General features: G+C 67.2%; 15 protein-coding genes and 1 pseudogene. 7 read left to right on the top strand and 9 right to left on the bottom strand.

Features of this window, described 5'->3' with window-relative positions; all coding sequences use genetic code 11:
• Positions 1–20 precede the first annotated feature (20 nt).
• Positions 21–923, top strand: coding sequence for a methionyl-tRNA formyltransferase (gene fmt / locus ACJ8FR_RS10820; RefSeq protein WP_407828631.1), 903 nt, complete (start codon positions 21–23; stop codon positions 921–923).
• A 13-nt stretch (positions 924–936) separates the two neighbouring features.
• Entirely contained in the window at positions 937–1,677 is a 741-nt protein-coding gene (gene truA, locus ACJ8FR_RS10815; protein ID WP_407828630.1) for a tRNA pseudouridine(38-40) synthase TruA, read from the top strand.
• On the opposite strand, the gene ACJ8FR_RS10810 is transcribed toward truA, so the two are convergent.
• From ACJ8FR_RS10810 to tpiA, 6 genes and pseudogenes are all read right to left on the bottom strand, one after another.
• Entirely contained in the window at positions 1,674–2,903 is a 1,230-nt protein-coding gene (locus ACJ8FR_RS10810) for a pyridoxal-dependent decarboxylase, exosortase A system-associated (protein ID WP_407828629.1), read from the bottom strand. The genes truA and ACJ8FR_RS10810 overlap by 4 nt on opposite strands.
• Positions 2,904–2,923: 20 nt before the next feature.
• A complete protein-coding gene (trxB, locus tag ACJ8FR_RS10805) occupies positions 2,924–3,889 on the bottom strand; it encodes a thioredoxin-disulfide reductase (RefSeq protein WP_407828628.1) in 966 nt (321 codons plus the stop codon).
• Between the two features lie 49 nt (positions 3,890–3,938).
• On the bottom strand, positions 3,939–4,088 hold the full coding sequence (locus ACJ8FR_RS10800) for a lmo0937 family membrane protein (protein WP_407828627.1): 150 nt from the start codon (positions 4,086–4,088) through the stop codon (positions 3,939–3,941).
• Between the two features lie 70 nt (positions 4,089–4,158).
• Positions 4,159–5,791 (bottom strand): annotated as a pseudogene (locus ACJ8FR_RS10795) (CTP synthase).
• Between the two features lie 66 nt (positions 5,792–5,857).
• Positions 5,858–6,226, bottom strand: a complete 369-nt coding sequence (gene secG / locus ACJ8FR_RS10790) for a preprotein translocase subunit SecG (RefSeq protein ID WP_407828626.1) — start codon at positions 6,224–6,226, stop codon at positions 5,858–5,860.
• A 32-nt stretch (positions 6,227–6,258) separates the two neighbouring features.
• Entirely contained in the window at positions 6,259–7,029 is a 771-nt protein-coding gene (gene tpiA, locus ACJ8FR_RS10785) for a triose-phosphate isomerase (protein ID WP_407828625.1), read from the bottom strand.
• A 95-nt stretch (positions 7,030–7,124) separates the two neighbouring features.
• Here tpiA and ACJ8FR_RS10780 point away from each other — a divergent pair, with 95 nt between their 5' ends.
• From ACJ8FR_RS10780 to ACJ8FR_RS10770, 3 genes are all read left to right on the top strand, one after another.
• The gene (locus ACJ8FR_RS10780; RefSeq protein ID WP_407828624.1) at positions 7,125–9,065 is read left to right on the top strand and encodes a peptidyl-prolyl cis-trans isomerase; all 1,941 of its coding nucleotides are present in this window, start codon (positions 7,125–7,127) and stop codon (positions 9,063–9,065) included.
• A gap of 78 nt (positions 9,066–9,143) precedes the next feature.
• Entirely contained in the window at positions 9,144–9,794 is a 651-nt protein-coding gene (gene lexA / locus ACJ8FR_RS10775; RefSeq protein ID WP_407828623.1) for a transcriptional repressor LexA, read from the top strand.
• 1 nt (position 9,795) lies between these two features.
• Complete coding sequence (locus ACJ8FR_RS10770; protein WP_407828622.1) at positions 9,796–10,134, top strand: VOC family protein; 339 nt, start codon at positions 9,796–9,798, stop codon at positions 10,132–10,134.
• Here ACJ8FR_RS10770 and ACJ8FR_RS10765 read toward each other — a convergent pair.
• The gene (locus tag ACJ8FR_RS10765) at positions 10,088–12,169 is read right to left on the bottom strand and encodes a ComEC/Rec2 family competence protein (RefSeq protein ID WP_407828621.1); all 2,082 of its coding nucleotides are present in this window, start codon (positions 12,167–12,169) and stop codon (positions 10,088–10,090) included. The genes ACJ8FR_RS10770 and ACJ8FR_RS10765 overlap by 47 nt on opposite strands.
• Positions 12,170–12,294: 125 nt before the next feature.
• On the opposite strand from ACJ8FR_RS10765, the gene gltX reads away from it, so the two are divergent.
• On the top strand, positions 12,295–13,707 hold the full coding sequence (gene gltX, locus ACJ8FR_RS10760) for a glutamate--tRNA ligase (RefSeq protein WP_407828620.1): 1,413 nt from the start codon (positions 12,295–12,297) through the stop codon (positions 13,705–13,707).
• A complete protein-coding gene (locus ACJ8FR_RS10755) occupies positions 13,704–14,990 on the top strand; it encodes a citrate synthase (protein WP_407828619.1) in 1,287 nt (428 codons plus the stop codon). Before gltX ends, ACJ8FR_RS10755 begins: the two co-directional genes overlap by 4 nt.
• Here ACJ8FR_RS10755 and ACJ8FR_RS10750 read toward each other — a convergent pair.
• Positions 14,987–16,288: a sensor histidine kinase gene (locus ACJ8FR_RS10750; RefSeq protein ID WP_407828618.1), complete on the bottom strand. Its 1,302-nt coding sequence runs from the start codon at positions 16,286–16,288 to the stop codon at positions 14,987–14,989. The genes ACJ8FR_RS10755 and ACJ8FR_RS10750 overlap by 4 nt on opposite strands.
• Before the next feature lie 22 nt (positions 16,289–16,310).
• On the bottom strand, positions 16,311–17,354 hold the full coding sequence (locus ACJ8FR_RS10745; RefSeq protein WP_407828617.1) for a DUF2336 domain-containing protein: 1,044 nt from the start codon (positions 17,352–17,354) through the stop codon (positions 16,311–16,313).
• Between the last annotated feature and the right edge of the window lie 18 nt (positions 17,355–17,372).

The following is a 17,372-nucleotide window of genomic DNA, read 5'->3' as shown; positions in this document are numbered from 1 at the left end:
ACTTCGCCATACGCCCGCACATGCGGATCATCTTCATGGGATCGCCGGCGTTCGCTGTGCCGAGCCTCAATGCGCTGGTCGAGGCCGGGCATGAGGTCGTCGCGGCCTATTGCCAGCCGCCGCGGCCGGCGGGCCGCGGCAAGACCGAGCGCAAGACGGCGGTGCACGAGCGGGCCGAGCAGCTGGGCATCGAGGTGCGCGCGCCGCGGACGCTGCGCGACGACGAAGAACAGGCGCGCTTCCGGGGGCTGGATGCCGATCTCGCCGTGGTCGCCGCTTATGGCCTGATCCTGCCCAAGCCGATCTTGGAGGCGCCGAAGGCCGGCTGCATCAACGTGCATGCCTCGCTCCTGCCGCGATGGCGCGGCGCCGCGCCGATCCAGCGCGCGATCCTCGGCGGCGACGAGATCAGCGGAGTGACGCTGATGCGGATGGACGAAGGGCTCGACACCGGCCCGATGCTGGCGCGGCAGACACTCGACATCCGTCATAAGAACGCGGGCCAAGTCAGCGAAGAATTGGCGAATCTCGGCGCAAGGATGCTGGTCGACTGGCTCGACAACCCAACCCCCGCCAAGCCGCAACCGATCGCCGGGGCAACGTACGCGTCCAAGATCGGCAAGGGGGAAGCGCGAATAGACTGGAGCAAGCCGGCGGAAGAGGTCGAGCGGCAGGTCCGAGCCTTCGATCCCGTGCCCGGCGCTTGGTTCGAAGTGGGTGGCGAGCGGATCAAGCTGCTGGAAGCGGCCGTCGGGAGCGACGCATCGGGCACGCCCGGGGAGGTGCTCGACGAGTGTCTCAGCGTCGCCTGCGGCCGGGGCTATATCCGTCCGCTCAAGGTCCAGCGTGCCGGACGCGGCGCGATGACGCCGGGCGAGCTGTTGCGCGGCTTCCCGATCCCCAAAGGCACCATCCTGCCGTGACCCGCTGGCGCCAATGACTCGCTGGAAACTCACGATCGAATATGACGGCGGGCCGTTCATGGGCTGGCAGCGGCAGGACCATGGGCCGTCGGTCCAGCAGACGCTCGAAGAGGCGATCCACCGAATGACTGGCGAGCTTGCGACCGTACATGGCGCTGGACGGACCGATGCGGGAGTGCATGCGCTGGCGATGTCCGCCCACGTCGACATCGCCAAGGTCCTGACCGAGCATCGCCTTCGCGAGGGGCTCAACGCGCTCGTCCGCCCCAACCCCATCTCGGTGCTGGAAGTCAAGACGGTCGCTGACCACTGGCACGCGCGCTTCTCATGCATCGGACGGCGCTATCTGTACCGCCTCCTTAACCGCCGCGCGCCGGCGGCGCTCGACGCGGGCAAGGTGTGGCATCTGGCCGCCCCGCTCGACATGGCGGCGATGGCTGAAGGCGCGGCGTTCCTCGTCGGACGTCATGACTTCACGACGTTCCGGTCGGCGCAATGCCAGTCCGATAGCCCGGTAAAGACCCTCGACCGGCTCGACGTCGCGAAGATCGGCGACGAGATTCACGTCACCGCCGCGGCGCGCAGCTTCCTCCACCACCAGGTGCGCTCAATGGTCGGGTGCCTAGCGATGGTCGGGCGCGGACAGTGGCGGGCGGAGCAGATGCGCGAGGCGCTCGAAGCGCGCGACCGGTCGGCGCTCGGCTTCAACGCCCCGCCGCACGGGCTGTACTTTGTCGAAGCGGTGTATCCCTAGACCAGCATCTCGCGCGCCAGCGGGCGGCTCTCCCACGCCTGCGGGCTGGCGCTGAGGCCATAGGCGCCGGCGCAAAAGACCGCGATGAGGTCGCCGACCTCGGCGCGCGGCAGCCCGACCTCGTCGCCGAGCACGTCGAACGGCGTGCATAGGCAGCCGGTGACGGTGACCTGCTCCTCCGGGGGATCGCCGAAGCGATGGGCGACCGCGAGCGGGAAGTTGGTCAGGCCGCGCTCGCCGAGGCTGCCGGTGGCGCCGATCAGGTGGTGGCCGCCGCCGTCGGTCGTCAAAAAGATCTGGCCGCAACTCTCGGTACGGTCGACCACGCGGGTCAGATAGACGCCGGATTCGCCGACCAGCCAGCGGCCAAGCTCGATCGTGAAGCGCGTCGTCGCCAGCAACGGCGGCGCATCGCACAGCGTCCGGTTGAGCGCGGCGGCGACGTGATCGATATGGAGCGGCACGTCCCCGGGCCGGCAGGCGATGTCGAAGCCGCTGCCAAGGTTGAGCTCGGGAAGCGGAGCGCCGATCGCGTCGGCGATCTCGCCGGCGTGCGCCACGGTCACGCGATGCACTTCCGCGAGCGCTTCGGCATCGAGGCACTGGGTCCCGCCGAACATGTGGAGGCCGCGCCAGTCGACTCCGGCCTCGATCAAGCCGTGGACCAGCATCGGCACCCGGTCGGCATCGACCCCGAACGGGCTCGGCCGGCTGCCGATGCTGACCCGTCCCTCTTCGATGGCGAACGGCGGAGTGACGCGGACCGAGATCTTCGGCTTGGACCCGACATTCTCACCGGCGCGGATGGTGCGTGCGGCTTCGCCGTCGCTTTCGACGCTGATCGTCGCGCCGGCCTTCACCGCCGCCTCCAGCTCCCAATCGAGCTTGCCGGGGCCGGCGAAGTTCATCGGGATGCCGGCAAGCTTGGCCGATTGAAGGCGCTTCAGCTCGCCCCCGGAGACAATCCGGAAGCCATCGATGTACCTGCCAAGAAACTCAAGCAACGGCTCGTAAGGGTTTGCAGTCACGGAATAATGTAGCGCAATACCATCGGGCATGGCGCCTTTGAAGCGGGCGATCTGGGCCCCGACGATATTGTTGTCGTAGACAAACAGCGGGGTCCCGCCTGCTTCGGCGACCAGTTCCTCGGCCGGAGAGCCGCCGATCAGCAGCTGGCCATCGTCGCGCGCCGAAAAATGCGGCGGGATCGGTCCGGTCGGTTTCAAATCGCCCCCTTCGCGTGCCGCTATTCGGCGGCGATCGCCTCATATTCCTGTGCCGCGAGATATTTCTCCGCATCGAGCGCGGCCATGCAGCCCGTTCCGGCGGCCGTGACCGCCTGGCGGTAGATCTTGTCCATGACGTCGCCCGAAGCAAACACGCCCGGCACACTGGTGCGCGTGGTTCCGGGTGCGACCTGGATATAGCCTTCCGCGTCGAGCTCGAGCTGGCCGGCGAACAATTCGGTCGCAGGCGTGTGGCCGATCGCGACGAAGGCACCTTCGACTTCGACCCGGCTGACCTCGCCGGTGCGTTTGTTGCGGATGTCCAGCCCGATCAGTGCCTCCGGATCGCCGCCGCCGACGAACTCGAGCACTTCGCTGTCCCAGACGACCTTTATGTTCGGGTTGGCGAACAGCCGGTCCTGGAGGATTTTCTCCGCCCGGAACGAATCGCGGCGGTGGATCAGCGTGACGTCGTGGCTATGGTTGGTGAGGTAGAGCGCCTCCTCGACCGCGGTGTTGCCGCCGCCGATCACGGCAACCTTCTTGCCGCGATAGAAGAAACCGTCGCAGGTTGCGCAGGCCGAGGCGCCCCTGCCCTTCATGTGCTCTTCCGAGTGGAGGTTCAGCCACTTGGCCTGGGCTCCGGTCGCGATCACCAGCGCGTCGGCGAAGTATTGCGCGCCGCTGTCGCCGGTCAGGCGGAACGGCCGCCGCGACAGGTCGACCGCGCTGACATGGTCCCACACGACCTTCGTCCCGACATGTTCGGCCTGGGCCTGCATCTCCTCCATCAGCCAGGGGCCCTGGATGACGTCACGGAAGCCGGGATAATTCTCGACGTCGGTGGTGGTCGTGAGCTGGCCGCCCGGGACGATGCCCTGGATGAGGACGGGGCCAAGCCCAGCACGCGCCGCGTAAATTGCGGCGGTATAACCGGCAGGCCCGGAGCCGAGCACGACTACGCGCGCCGAAATGCTGTTCGTCATGCGAGGCATGTAAGCGGGGTTCATGCGCCCCGCAACGCTTCGCGCATCGCTAGACGGTGCGGCGGCCCGCGACGAAATTCCAGATCAGGACGATGACGCCGATCACGAGGAGCAGGTGGATGAGGCTGCCGGCGACGTGGAAAGCGAAGAAGCCAAGCGCCCACAGGATCAGCAGAATGATGGCAATGGTCAGCAGCATGAACGTCCTCCGTCGATCAGATACGCAAGCGTAACCAACTGCGCACGAGCCTGTTCCAACGGCCGGGCGATCAGACCAGCCTGCTCAAGTTGACCGCTGCTTCGATGAAGCCCGCGAACAAAGGATGCGGGTCGAACGGGCGGCTCTTCAATTCCGGATGGAACTGGACGCCGACGAACCAGCGGTGGTCGGGGCGTTCGACGATTTCGGGCAAGCGTTTGTCGGGGCTCATGCCGGTGAACAGCAGTCCGTTGCCCTCGAGCGCGTCGCGATAGTGAACGTTCACCTCATAGCGGTGGCGGTGGCGCTCGCTGATCTCGGTCGTGCCGTACAGTGACGCGACCCGGCTATTGCCAGCGAGAACGGCCGGATAGGCACCCAGGCGCATGGTCCCCCCGAGGTCGCCGCCGGCGGCGCGCTGCTGAAGCCCCTCCTCGCTCATCCATTCGGTGATGAGGCCGACGACGGGCTCGCTAGTCTCGCCGAACTCGGTGGTCGACGCTTCCTCGATCCCTGCCTGGTTCCTTGCCGCTTCGATGCACGCCATCTGCATCCCGAGGCAGATTCCGAAAAAGGGAATGTCGCGCTCGCGCGCAAACTTGACGCTGGCGATCTTGCCTTCGCTGCCGCGCTCCCCGAACCCGCCGGGGACGAGGATTCCGTGCAGCGGTTCAAGCTCGGCGATCACGTCGGCGTCGGGATGCTCGAACAGCTCGGCGTCGAGCCACTGGATGTTGACCTTGGCGCGATTGGCGATGCCGCCATGGATCAGCGCCTCGCGCAGGCTCTTGTAGGCGTCGGGGAGGCCGACATATTTGCCGACGACGCCAATCGTCACTTCGCTGTCGTAGTGGTCGATCCGGTCCATGATCTCGCGCCAGCGGTCGAGATCGGGCCGCGGCGCGTCGGTGATCCCGAAGGCGTAGAGCACTTCGTCGTCGAGACCTGCCTCGTGATACTGGAGCGGCACGTCGTAGATGTTGCGCGCATCGAGCGCCGGGATCACCGCGGACTGACGGACGTTGCAGAAAGGCGATCTTCTCGCGCTCGGGCTCGGGCAGCGGCCGGTCGCAGCGGCACAGCAGCACTTCGGGCTGGACTCCGAGGCTCGAGAGCTCGCGAACACTTTGCTGGGTCGGCTTGGTCTTGAGCTCGCCAGCGGCGGCGATCCACGGGACGAGCGTGGTGTGGACGCTGACCGTCTGGTCGCGGCCGAGGTCGTTCCTCAGCTGGCGAATCGATTCGATGAACGGTAGGCTCTCGATGTCGCCGACGGTCCCGCCGATCTCGCAGATGACGAAGTCCAGCCCCTCGATGTCGGTGAGCGCGAACTCCTTGATCGCATTGGTGACGTGCGGGATCACCTGGACGGTCGCGCCGAGATAGTCGCCGCGCCGCTCCTTGGCGATGATGTCGCGGTAAATGCGTCCGGTCGTGACATTGTCCGACTGGCGCGAGCTGACCCCGGTGAAGCGCTCGTAATGGCCAAGGTCGAGGTCGGTCTCGGCCCCGTCGTCGGTCACATAGACTTCGCCGTGCTGGTAGGGCGACATCGTCCCCGGATCGACGTTGAGGTAGGGGTCGAACTTGCGGATGCGGACCTTGAAGCCGCGCGCCTGGAGGAGCGCCCCGAGGGACGCCGACAGCAGGCCTTTTCCAAGCGATGAGACCACGCCGCCGGTGACAAATATGAACCGCGCCATGGGAGTTGAGGCTTACGGGGCTTCACCCGACTTACGCAACCCGGCGAGTGAAAAAATCTCAGCCGCTTACTGGGCGAGCGGGACCGCGGGTGCCTGCTGGTTCTGGGTCGCGGGCGCGGGTTGCGCGGGAACGGGCTGCACGGGCTGCGTCTGCTGTTGCTGCGCCGGGGCGAGCTTGCCGGCGAGCGACGTGTCGATTTTCGCCGGTTCGCGGGTTGCGCCGACGATCGCGGCCATGACGATCGAGAGAATGATGAACAGCCCACCGAGCACCGCGGTCGCGCGGGTCAGGAAGTCCGCGGCGCCGCGCGCGGTCATGAAGCCCGACGAGCTGCCACCGACGCCGAGGCCGCCGCCTTCCGAGCGCTGCATCAGGATGACACCGATGAGCGTGACGGCGATCAGCGACTGTACGATCAGCAAGAAGGCGAACATGTCGGGCTTTCCAAAAGTGAGGTCGCCGCGACTTAGGCGATCGTGCCTTGGCCTTCAACCGCCGCAGCGGCGGCAACGATCGGAATGAAATCCGCGGCCTTGAGGCTCGCGCCGCCGACCAGCGCGCCGTCGACATCGGCAATCGCGAAAATCTCGCCCGCATTCGAAGGCTTGACCGAGCCGCCGTAGAGGATCCGGACGTGCGTTCCGTCAGCGCCGTAACGCGCCCGAAGCCTGGCGCGAATCGTCGCATGCATTTCGGCGATTTGAGGGCCGGTCGGGACTTTGCCGGTGCCGATGGCCCAGATCGGCTCGTACGCGACCGCCAGCTCGGCCTCGCCTTCCAGGCTGGGGGGAAGCGAGGCGTCGAGCTGCGCGGTCACGGTATCGACGGCAGCGCCGCGCTCGCGCACATCAAAACTCTCACCAATGCACAGGATCACGTCGAGGCCGACCGACAACGCCGCTTCGGCTTTCGCTCTGACTTCCTCGTTGCTCTCGCGCTGAGCGTCGCGGCGCTCGCTATGGCCGACGATCGTCAGGCTCGCCCCCGCATCGAGCAGCATCAGCGCCGAAGTGCAGCCGGTGTGCGCGCCTTGCTCGGCATCATGGACGTCCTGACCACCGATGGAAAAACCGGGGACGGCGCGGGCCGCGCGCTCGATCAGGATCGCCGGCACGCACAACGCCACATCGACATTCGGATAGTCTCGCGCGGCCGTCGCAATCGCCTCGATCTCGGACAAGTCAGCCGACAAACCGTGCATTTTCCAATTGCCGGCAACGAGCTTCTTCAGCGCCATCATCCCCCCGTTCGGCGGGTCCTAGCGCCGCGGGTTGATGCGCGCCACCCCGCCCCCTAAAGCGGCGATCGCCCTCTCAATCATATCGGAATACGATGCTCACTTTCTTCCGCCGCGCCGCCAAGTCCAGGATCGGCACATGGATCATGGTCCTTGTCGTTGTCGCGATCATGGGCGGCTTCGCCCTTGCGGATATTTCAAATTTCGGCAGCGGCACTCTCGGCTTCGGCATGAGCACCGGCACCCTCGCCAAGGTCGGCGACCAGACCGTCACCGAGCGCGAGATGAGCGACGCCTTGCAGCGCCGCCTTCAGCAGGCCCGGCAGGAGCACCCGGATGCCGATTATGCGAGCATCATGCCGGACTTCGAACCGATCCTCGACGACCTCATCGATCAGCGGACGCTGATCGCATTCGCGGACAAATACGGCTTCCCCTTGTCCAAGCGGCTGATCGACGCCGAGATTGCGCAAATCCCCAGCACCAAGGGCCTGAACGGCCAGTTCAGCGAGCAGGCCTATCGCGCGTTCCTCGCGCAGCAGCGCCTGACCGACCCGCAAGTTCGTGAGATTCTGGCCGGCGGGCTGCTTCAGCGCCTGCTACTGACGCCAATAGCGGCCGCGGGCCGTGTGCCGGTCGGAATCGCGAAGCCCTATGCCTCGATGCTGCTCGAGGCGCGCGAGGGGGAGGCCGCAGTGGTGCCCGCCGACGCGTTCAAGGCGGGACTGCAGCCAAATGATGCGCAGCTCCAGCAATTCTACGCCGCAAACCGCGCCCGCTACATGATCCCCGAGCAGCGCGTCCTTCGGATCGCGCGCATCGGTCCCGAGCAGGCCGGTGTCGCCGCGTCCGACCAGGAAATCGCCGCTTATTACAACGCCAACAAGGCCACCTATGCGCCGAGCGACACGCGGTCGTTGAGCCAGGTCGTCGTTCCCGACCAACCGACCGCCAACGCCATCGCGCAGCGGGCGAAATCGGGCGCGAACCTCGCCGCCGCCGCCGCGCCCGCAGGCGCAAACGCCGCAGTGACGACGCTCGCCGACCAGAGCCGCCAAGCTTATGCGGGAGTCGCCGGCGACCAGGCCGCCGCCGCCGTCTTCGCCGCGCCCGCGGGCGCTATCGTGGGTCCCGTCCACTCCGACTTCGGGTGGGTGATCGTGAAGGTCGACTCGGTGAAGGCAGGGGGCGGGAAGACGCTCGATCAGGCGAAAAGCGAAATTTCGGCTAAGCTCACGCAGGAAAAGCGCAAGGGCGCGATCGAGGGGCTGGTCGACAAGGTCCAGAACGCGCTCGACGGCGGGAGCAACTTCAGCGAAGCGGTCGCCGCGGCCAAGCTGCCGGTGACATCGACCCCGCTGATCACTGCGAACGGCAACTCGCGCGCCGATCCTTCCTTCAAGATCGCGCCGGAACTCTCGCCGGTGCTGCAGAGCGGCTTCCAGATGGCCCAGAGCGACGAGCCGGAAGTCGTCACGCTGCCGAACGATGCGGGTTATGCGGTCGTGTCGCCCGCCGAGGTGGTCCCGGCCGCGCCGGCGCCGTTCGCGAGCATCCGCGCCCAGCTCGCGGCCGACTGGATTACGGATCAGGCGCTTCAGCGCGCGCGCGCCGCAGCGGCCCAGATCGCGGCCAAGGCCTCGGCGGGGATGTCGGTCGCCGAGGCGATGAAGAGCGTCGGCGTGGCACTACCGGCGGCGCGGCCCGTCGCCGCCCGCCGGATCCAGATTGCCATGGCGCAAGGCCCCGTTTCGCCGGCGTTGCGGATGCTGTTCACGCTGGGCGCGGGCAAGAGCCAGATGGGGGCGGCCCCGCAGGGCGCCGGCTTCTTCGTCGTCAAGGTCGACAAGATCACGCCCGGCAATGCGCTTTCCGCGCCGGGGCTCATCAGCCAGATCCAGGGCGAACTCGGACGGGCGGCGTCGCAGGATTATGCGGCAGAGTTCCTCGCCGCCGTGAAGCGTCGGCTCAACGTGAAGCGCAACGACAGTGCGATCGAGGCTTTCCGCACGCGCTTGCTGACGACGGGCGGTTGATTGCGGTGCGCGCTTGACGTGCGCATGTTTGTTGCCTAAAAGTTCCCCGTTCGTTCTTTCATGGGGGAGTTACGGCCGATGCTCACCGCCAAGCAGCGCGAATTGCTGCTCTTCATCGACGATCGCCTGAACGACAGCGGGATCAGCCCGAGCTTCGATGAAATGCGCGAGGCGCTCGAGCTCAAGTCTAAGTCGGGCGTCCACCGTTTGATCTCCGCTTTGGAGGAGCGCGGCTTCATCCGCCGGCTGCCCAACCGGGCGAGGGCGCTGGAGGTGCTGAAGCTACCCGAAACGCGCCCGGCGGCGACGGTGACGGCGATCCGTCCCGTCGCTGCGACGCCGGCCAACGACACGCTCGAAATCCCGCTGCACGGCCGGATTGCGGCGGGAACGCCGATCGAGGCGCTGCAGGGGACCGAGAGCTTCGCGGTCCCGGCGGCTTTGCTTGGCCCGGGGGAGCATTATGCGCTCGAGGTTTCGGGCGATTCGATGGTCGAGGAAGGGATTCTCGACGGCGACTTCGCGCTCATCCGCAAGGCCGACACGGCGCGGGACGGTGAAATCGTGGTGGCCTTGATCGACAATGAGGAAGCGACGCTCAAGACCTTCCGCCACGAAGGCAGCATGATCCGCCTCGACCCGGCGAACCGTAATTACGAGACGCAGCGCTACGATCCGCGGCGGGTGCAGATCCAGGGGCGGCTCGCCGGCCTGATCCGCCGCTACTGACGTGGCGCGGATCGATTATGTCGAATTGCCGAGCGCGACCGCGCATGAGCTGACGCGCGCCTTCTATTCACGAGCGTTTGGCTGGGCGTTCACGGACTATGGCCCGACCTATGCGGCGACGACCAACGGCACAACCGACCTTGGCCTGCAGGGTGATCCGGCGGATGCCCTGTCGGCGCCCCTGCCGGTGATTCGCGTCGACGACCTCGAGGCCGCGTTCGACGCGGTCACCAAGGCCGGCGGTGTTATTGCCAAGCCGATCTTCAGCTTCCCCGGCGGCCGGCGCTTTCATTTCATCGATCCCTCGGGAAGCGAGCTCGCCGTGTGGAGCGAGGCGTAGCCGCTGCCTGCGCCCAGGGATGCGCGCCGACTCGGTCGGCGACGCTGTCGGTCCAGGGCCGCGCACCAAGGTAGATCGCCAGCCCGCCGGTGCGCGCCAAAGCTTCGGCATCGAGCTTTAGCCAGCGCGGCTCGCAGGCGCGCGGCAGCCGGCGGTCCGAGACGACAATGTCGGCCTGGGAGCAAGCCTTGGTGATGCTCTGCCAATCGATCCGGTAGGCCGAGCGCGTAGCGAGCAGCCGCCATTCGGCATTGCGCTTGCGCAGCGCCGCGACGCAGGCGTCCCGCGAGCAGTCGCTGGCCGGTTGGCCGTCGAGCAGATCGGGGTCGCTGTCGTAGCCCGACGCTTCCGCCAGCAGGCTTCGGACATAATCCCCGGCCCGGTCGCGCAGGATGTACGGCGTGCCGTGCTCGACCACCGCGAGATGGCGGCCGTCGCCGGTGATGAGCAGGTCGGGTGCCGGGGCGAGCGCGGCCCCGATCGCACCGAGCACGACCGGAATCATGCCGAGCAGCCGAACCCGAGTCGTCCACAGGCACAGCCAGATGCCGCCCACGACCATCGCCGCGAACGCCCAGGTCGGCATCGACGACAGAAGCGCCACCGCCCCGCGCGCCGATGCGACTTTATGGGCAAGCGTCAACAGAGCGTCGATCGAGGCGCCGCACAACCACCAGAAGGGCGCGGCAATACCCAGCGGGTCGAGCGCGAGCGCAGCCGCCTCCAGCGGCATGATCACGAACGTGGTGAGCGGGATAGCGACGATGTTCGCGCCGACACCGTACAAGCCGGAGCGGTGGAAGTGATAGAGGGCCAGCGGCATCAGGGCGATCTCGACCGCGAGCCCCGTCGCCACGATTCCGAGCAACGCTCGTCCCGTCCTGGCGATGATGCCTTCATCGCGGCGCTGGAGCAGCTCGCGCGCCCAGCTGGTCGAGTGAAGCGCGACGATCGAAGTCACCGCGGCAAAGCTCATCTGGAAGCTGGGTCCGGCCAGCGCCTCGGGACGAAAAACGAGCACCACGAGGGCGCCGGTGGCGATCAGGCGGATGCTGATCGCGTCGCGCCCGAGCGCGATGCCGGTGAGGATCAGCAGCGCCGCGACGCAGCTCCTGACCGTCGGCACCTGCGCGCCGGTCAGCAAAGTGTAACCGATCCCGGCGGCGGCAGCGACGGCAGCCGCGACCAGCACCAGGTTCAATCGCAGCGCCAGCGTTTCGCTGAGCGCCAGCAATTTCAGCGTCAGGAACATCGCGAAGGCGACGACCGCCGCGATGTGCAGCCCGCTGACCGACAAGAGGTGCGTGAGGCCGCTGCGGCGCATGGCGTCGGCATCGCCCTGGCCGACGGCATTCTGATCCCCGGTGACGAGCGCGATCGCGATCCCGGCGGAGCTTTCCGGCAACCGCGCGCTGATCTCTCGCCTCAGCCTTTCGCGCACGCCGTCCAGTCCTCGCGGCGCAGCGGATCGCACGACCGTCACCTCGCCGAGACTCTTTCCAACAGCGCCGATGCCGTTGAACCAGGCGTCGCGGGCAAAGTCGTAAGTACCCGGGAGCGCCATCGGCGGCGGCGGCGCCAGCCGCGCACGAACCCGAATCTGAGCTCCCGGCGCGATCCCGCCCGGAAACTTGTCTTCGTCGATCGAGATGCGCACGTTCGGCGGCAAGTGCGCATCGCCGGGCTTCAGCAGCAGCCGGACCGTGTCGCGCGCCGCGAGATGCTCGACCGACTCCACGGTCGCCGCGACGCCCGTCACCACCGGCCGGTCGAGCCGTGGCTGCGCGACCCAGCCGGCGCGCGCCCACACCAGGCTGCATCCCAAGGTCGCGGCGAGCGCGAACCAGCCGAGGGCGCGGCCCGCTCTCCCTGGCGCCAATGCAAATCCAAGCACGGAGGAACCAGCGGCGAGGAACAGGAAAGCATTCCAGGCAACCGGCGAGCCGAGCGCGAACCAGGCGGCAATGCCGGCGCCGAAGCCGATCACGAACCACGGCGGAAGCTGGGCGCGCTCCGCCTCGAGGAGCTTTTCCACCTCCTCGTACGCCGCGGAAAACCGCGCCTTCCAATAGCCCCGAGCACGCTGTGGAAGAGGCGCTTCCCCTATGTTAGGGGCGCTCGTCCATTGCATTGCAGCAAAGAGAGAAGAGGAAAGCGCGCTTGAGCGCAAGCACTACGTCGCGACCCGTGGTTACGCGTTTCGCGCCCTCCCCCACAGGTTACCTTCACATCGGAGGCGCGCGCACCGCATTGTTCAACTGGCTTTACGCCCGCCACCGGGGCGGCAAGTTCCTGCTGCGCATCGAAGACACGGACCGGGCGCGCTCGACCAAGGAAGCGATCGACGCGATCATCGACGGAATGAAGTGGCTCGGCCTCGATTGGGACGGCCACGAATATTACCAGTCGCAATTCTGGGCGCGGCACGCCGAAATCGCCCACCGGCTGGTGGATCGCGGCGCTGCCTACCGATGCTACATGACCCAGGAGGAGCTGGCCGAGGCGCGCGAGAAAGCGAAGCTCGAGCGCCGCCCGTTCCGGATCGAGAGTCCCTGGCGCGAAGTCACCGAGGAGCAAGGCGACACGCCCTTCGTTATCCGCCTGAGGGCCCCGCGTGAGGGCGAGACGGTGATCGACGATGAGGTTCAGGGCCGCGTGACCGTCCAGAACGTCGAGATCGACGATTTCGTCCTCCTGCGCTCCGACGGAACGCCGACGTACATGCTCGCGGTGGTGGTCGACGATCACGACATGGGCGTGACCCACGTGATCCGCGGCGACGACCATCTCAACAATGCGTTCCGCCAGCTGGCGATCATCCGCGCGATGGGCTGGCCCGAGCCGACCTACGCGCATGTGCCGCTAATCCACGGACCCGACGGCGCCAAGCTCAGCAAGCGTCACGGCGCGATGGGTGTCGACGCCTATCGCGACGAGCTTGGGCTTCTGCCCGAGGCGGTGGTCAATTACCTGCTGCGGCTCGGCTGGGGCCATGGCGACGACGAGATCATCAGCCGCGACCAAGCGATCGAGTGGTTCGACCTGCCGCAGGTCGGGAAGTCGCCCTCGCGCTTCGACTTCAAGAAGCTCGAGAATCTCAACGGGCATTACATCCGCGAGGCAGACGACGAGCGCCTCGCCGAGCTTGTCGCGCCCAAGCTGGGCATCGAGGACCCGCAGCAACGGCAGCTGCTCCTCCGAGCCATGCCGGAGCTCAAGGCGCGGGCGCATACGCTCAACGAGCTCGCCGAGGGCGCGCGCTTCCTCTTCGCCAGGCGGCCCGTGGAAATCGACGAGAGCGCCGCCGCTTTGCTCAGCCCGGAGGCCCGCGAAATGCTGCATCGCACGCACGACCGCCTCGGCGCTCTTGCGGAGTGGGATGCCGCGTCGGTAGAGGCGGCCATCCGCGAGGTCGCGGAGGGCACAGGCGTGAAGCTCGGCAAGCTAGCCCAGCCGCTCCGCGCTGCCCTCACAGGGCGCACGACGTCTCCCGGGATATTTGACGTGCTGGCGCTGTTGGGCCGCGACGAGAGCCTCGCCCGCATCGCCGACCAGATGGAGCGACAAGGATGACCGACAAGACAGCGACCCTGGGAGTGGAGGGAACCAACCACCAGTTCATGCTGCTCGACGGCACGGTCGGTCCGGAGGTGATCGATATCCGCAAGCTCTATGGCGAGACCGGCATGTTCACCTACGACCCGGGGTTCACGTCGACCGCCAGCTGCGAAAGCGCGATTACCTATATCGACGGCGAGAAGGGCATCCTCCTTCACCGCGGTTATCCCATCGACCAGCTTGCCGAGCGATCGACCTTCATGGAGGTGTGCTACCTGCTGCTCCACGGCGAGCTTCCCAAGAAGGGCGAGCTCGACGAGTTCGCCTACACGATCAGCCGTCACACGATGGTGCACGAGCAGCTCGCGACCTTTTACCGCGGTTTTCGGCGAGACGCCCACCCGATGGCGATCATGTGCGGTGTCGTCGGCGCGCTCTCGTCCTTCTATCACGACAGCACGGACATTACCGATCCCGAGCAGCGGATGATCGCTTCGCACCGGCTGATTGCGAAGATGCCGACGATCGCGGCGATGGCCTTCAAATACAGCCTCGGCCAGCCGTTCATGTATCCCCAGAATAGCCTCAGCTACACCGGCAACTTCCTGCGCATGACGTTCGGCGTGCCGGCCGAACCCTATGAGGTCAATCCGGTCATCGAGCGGGCGATGCGGCGCATCTTCATTCTCCACGCGGACCACGAGCAAAACGCTTCGACCTCGACGGTGCGGCTGGCCGGCTCCTCGGGCGCGAACCCGTTTGCGTGCATCGCCGCGGGCATCGCCTGCCTGTGGGGACCGGCGCACGGCGGCGCCAACGAGGCGGCGCTCAACATGCTGCGCGAGATCGGGAATGTGAAGCGCATCCCCGAATATATCGCGCGGGCCAAGGACAAGAACGATCCCTTCCGGCTGATGGGCTTCGGCCACCGCGTTTACAAGAACTTCGACCCGCGGGCGAAGGTGATGAAGGCCACCGCCGACGAGGTGCTGAAGGAACTCAACATCTCGGATCCGGTGCTCGACGTCGCCAAGGAACTCGAACACATCGCGCTTAACGACGACTATTTCATCGAAAAGAAGCTTTACCCCAACGTCGACTTCTATTCGGGCGTGATCCTGAACGCGATCGGCTTCCCGACCGACATGTTCACCGCATTGTTCGCGGTCGCGCGCACGGTTGGTTGGGTCGCGCAGTGGAACGAGATGATCGCCGATCCCGAGCAGAAGATCGGCCGTCCGCGGCAGCTCTATGTCGGCGCGACCCAGCGGGACTATTTGCCGGTCGAGAAGCGCTAGGCGGCCGGCAACCTCAGCGTGAAGCGCGCGCCCTCGCCGGGCGCGCTGTCGAGCGTGACGTCGCCGCCCATCGAGCGGGCCAGCCGCCGCGAGATGGCGAGGCCGAGCCCGGTACCCGCCCCCCTCGATTGAGCACGCTCGAAGCGCTCGAAGATGCGCTGCTGGTCTTCCGCGGCCACTCCCGGCCCTTCGTCGCACACCGACACCGAGGCCGTGCCCCCAATCCGTCCAAGGATCAGGCGGATGGTCCCACCGGGCGGCGAGTGCCGAATGGCATTCCCCATCAGGTTGACGAGGATCTGGATCACGGCCCGCTCTTCGCCGCGCGCTGCGAGCTGGCCGCTGGCCTCCGACTTGATCGTGACGCGCTGCGCCTCCGCCGACGAATCGAGCATCACAACCGCCTCGGCGACAAGCGCCGTGAGGTCGATCGACCGCTGCGCCTGGACCGGCTCCTCGCTCATCGAGGTCAGGACCGACAGCAAGTGGCGCGCCGCGGCCGCGATATCGTTGCCGTAGCTCGCATAATCGCTGCGAAGCGGCCCATCCGCGCGCTCCACGATGCGCTCCGCGCTCTCGATGATCCGGTCGAGGGGTGAGCGCAGCACCTCATCGAGCGCATGGTCGAACGCGGCCGCGCGAGACCGAACCGGTGCGGGTGCGACGCCGCTAGATTGCACCGAACCGCGGAAACCGGCGAAGCTGTTGTCGGCACCCGTCACGACCTCGCCGCTGAGGATCACTTCGCGGTCCTCGTCAGTGCGGCTGCGCGCATGCTGGCCGGAGAAGCCGCGCCGCGCGGCGAGCGCGCTGATCAGTGGCATTTCGCCGTTTTCGTCTTCTTCCAGCCGAACCACGCGGGTCAGCGGCTGGCCCGCGACGCTATCGGCGTCGACGCCGAGCAGCTCGGCGAGGTCGGGCGAGAGGGAGATGATGCGCAGTTCCTCGTCGGCAGCCCATTCATTGCGCGCGCCGCCCGTTTCCGTCTCCACGCCGCCGCCTAGAATCGCTGCGAGACGAGGGCCGGCCGCGGCGCGGACCGTCCACCCCTCGATCGAAAGCGCGACTTCCTCGCCTTCGGGGGTGGCATTCACCCATAGCTCGATGTCGTGGTCGGTCGACGCCGCCAATGCCGGACGCGACACCGCGGTACGAAGCTTGCGTGCCAACTCGGCGACGGCAGCGATTTGCGGAAGCGCAAGCGGCTGGCCAAGGGAAGATCCGGCTTCGCGCTGAAGCGACTCGAGCTCGGGGTCGGCCGAAATGAGCCGGCCGGCGCGGTCGAGACGACCGGCCACCGGCCGAGGTTCGGAGGGGGCGCTAGCCACGGCCTTGGCCCAGCCGGCCGAGGGCGGTGCGATAGCCGGCGGCGGTTACCAGCCAGCTGCGGGCCGCCTCGACCTCACCGTCGGTCATCCGGTCGAACAGCCCGATCGCTTCACCCGCATCGGCAATTCCAAGCAGGTCGCCGATTCCGCCGAGCAAGCCAGCACTGAGCTGCCGCGACGCGCCGGCAACACGCAACAGGGCCATGACATGCGCGGCATCGCCCGACAGCAATTCATCCATCGCGGAATCGCTGGCTATTCCACCGCGCCGCGCCAACACTCCGGCGACGAATGCGACTTCGCCCTCATGGGCAGCGGCGAGAACCAGCTCATCAGTAAGGCTGTCGCCTTCGTCGAGGAAATGAACAAGCGCCGCCGTCAGCGATTCAACGCTGCGTTCCGGGTCGTGGCCGTCGAGCACCGAGTCGGATGCCGCGGTCAGTTCCTGGTCGGCCGCGGGAACTCCGCGACCCGTCGCAAGCTCACGCCGCATACCCGCTGCAACGGCATGAACGAGGTGTTCCGCGCTGCTGTCGGGCAGGTCGTCAAAGGCAATGAGGCACTGACCGAACCGGTCGCGCCGGCGGCCGCGGCCGAGGATCAGCGCCATCGCGGCAGCGGCAACCGCGCCATAGTCGTGGCTGACCAGCCCCTGGAGCACCCGAGCTTCACGGCGCCCGCTGCGCGCGCGGGCGGCGGTCGCGATCCGTTCCTCGTCCGCCCGGCGCAGCAGCAAGGCCATCAGGCCTGGCTCGTCGAGCAAGCCGGCGGCGCTCAACGCGGTGACCAACGTCGCATCGCCCTCATCATTGGCGGCGATCCGCCCGCTCGGAAGCGCTGCGCGGACGGCATCGGCGACGTCGCTGACGAGGCAATTCAGCATCGCCGTCATCAGCGCCCGCTCCTGCTCCGTCAGGCGCTCGGCGGGATGGAGGAAGAAATCGCGGCGTACGGTCGCCAGCCGGCCGCGGCCCGCGGGGCGCGCGGGGCCGTTCCCGTCCGCTGCAGGGGCAGCAATGGGCCACTCTTCAGGCATCATCGTGCCCTGTGTAGC

The organism is Sphingomonas sp. (assembly GCF_045810705.1).
GTDB lineage: Bacteria > Pseudomonadota > Alphaproteobacteria > Sphingomonadales > Sphingomonadaceae > Sphingomicrobium.
The sequence above is the reverse complement of the archived record's forward strand: the minus strand, read 5'-3'. Positions and strand labels throughout refer to the sequence as shown.

Bases quoted from the DNA above. Each gene is read 5' to 3' on its own strand.
- fmt (WP_407828631.1), top strand. From the start codon at position 21: ATGCGGATCATCTTCATGGGATCGCCGGCGTTCGCTGTGCCGAGCCTC.
- truA (WP_407828630.1), top strand. From the start codon at position 937: ATGACTCGCTGGAAACTCACGATCGAATATGACGGCGGGCCGTTCATG.
- trxB (WP_407828628.1), bottom strand. From the start codon at position 3,889: ATGACGAACAGCATTTCGGCGCGCGTAGTCGTGCTCGGCTCCGGGCCT.
- ACJ8FR_RS10800 (WP_407828627.1), bottom strand. From the start codon at position 4,088: ATGCTGCTGACCATTGCCATCATTCTGCTGATCCTGTGGGCGCTTGGC.
- secG (WP_407828626.1), bottom strand. From the start codon at position 6,226: ATGTTCGCCTTCTTGCTGATCGTACAGTCGCTGATCGCCGTCACGCTC.
- tpiA (WP_407828625.1), bottom strand. From the start codon at position 7,029: ATGGCGCTGAAGAAGCTCGTTGCCGGCAATTGGAAAATGCACGGTTTG.
- ACJ8FR_RS10780 (WP_407828624.1), top strand. From the start codon at position 7,125: ATGCTCACTTTCTTCCGCCGCGCCGCCAAGTCCAGGATCGGCACATGG.
- lexA (WP_407828623.1), top strand. From the start codon at position 9,144: ATGCTCACCGCCAAGCAGCGCGAATTGCTGCTCTTCATCGACGATCGC.
- ACJ8FR_RS10755 (WP_407828619.1), top strand. From the start codon at position 13,704: ATGACCGACAAGACAGCGACCCTGGGAGTGGAGGGAACCAACCACCAG.
- ACJ8FR_RS10745 (WP_407828617.1), bottom strand. From the start codon at position 17,354: ATGCCTGAAGAGTGGCCCATTGCTGCCCCTGCAGCGGACGGGAACGGC.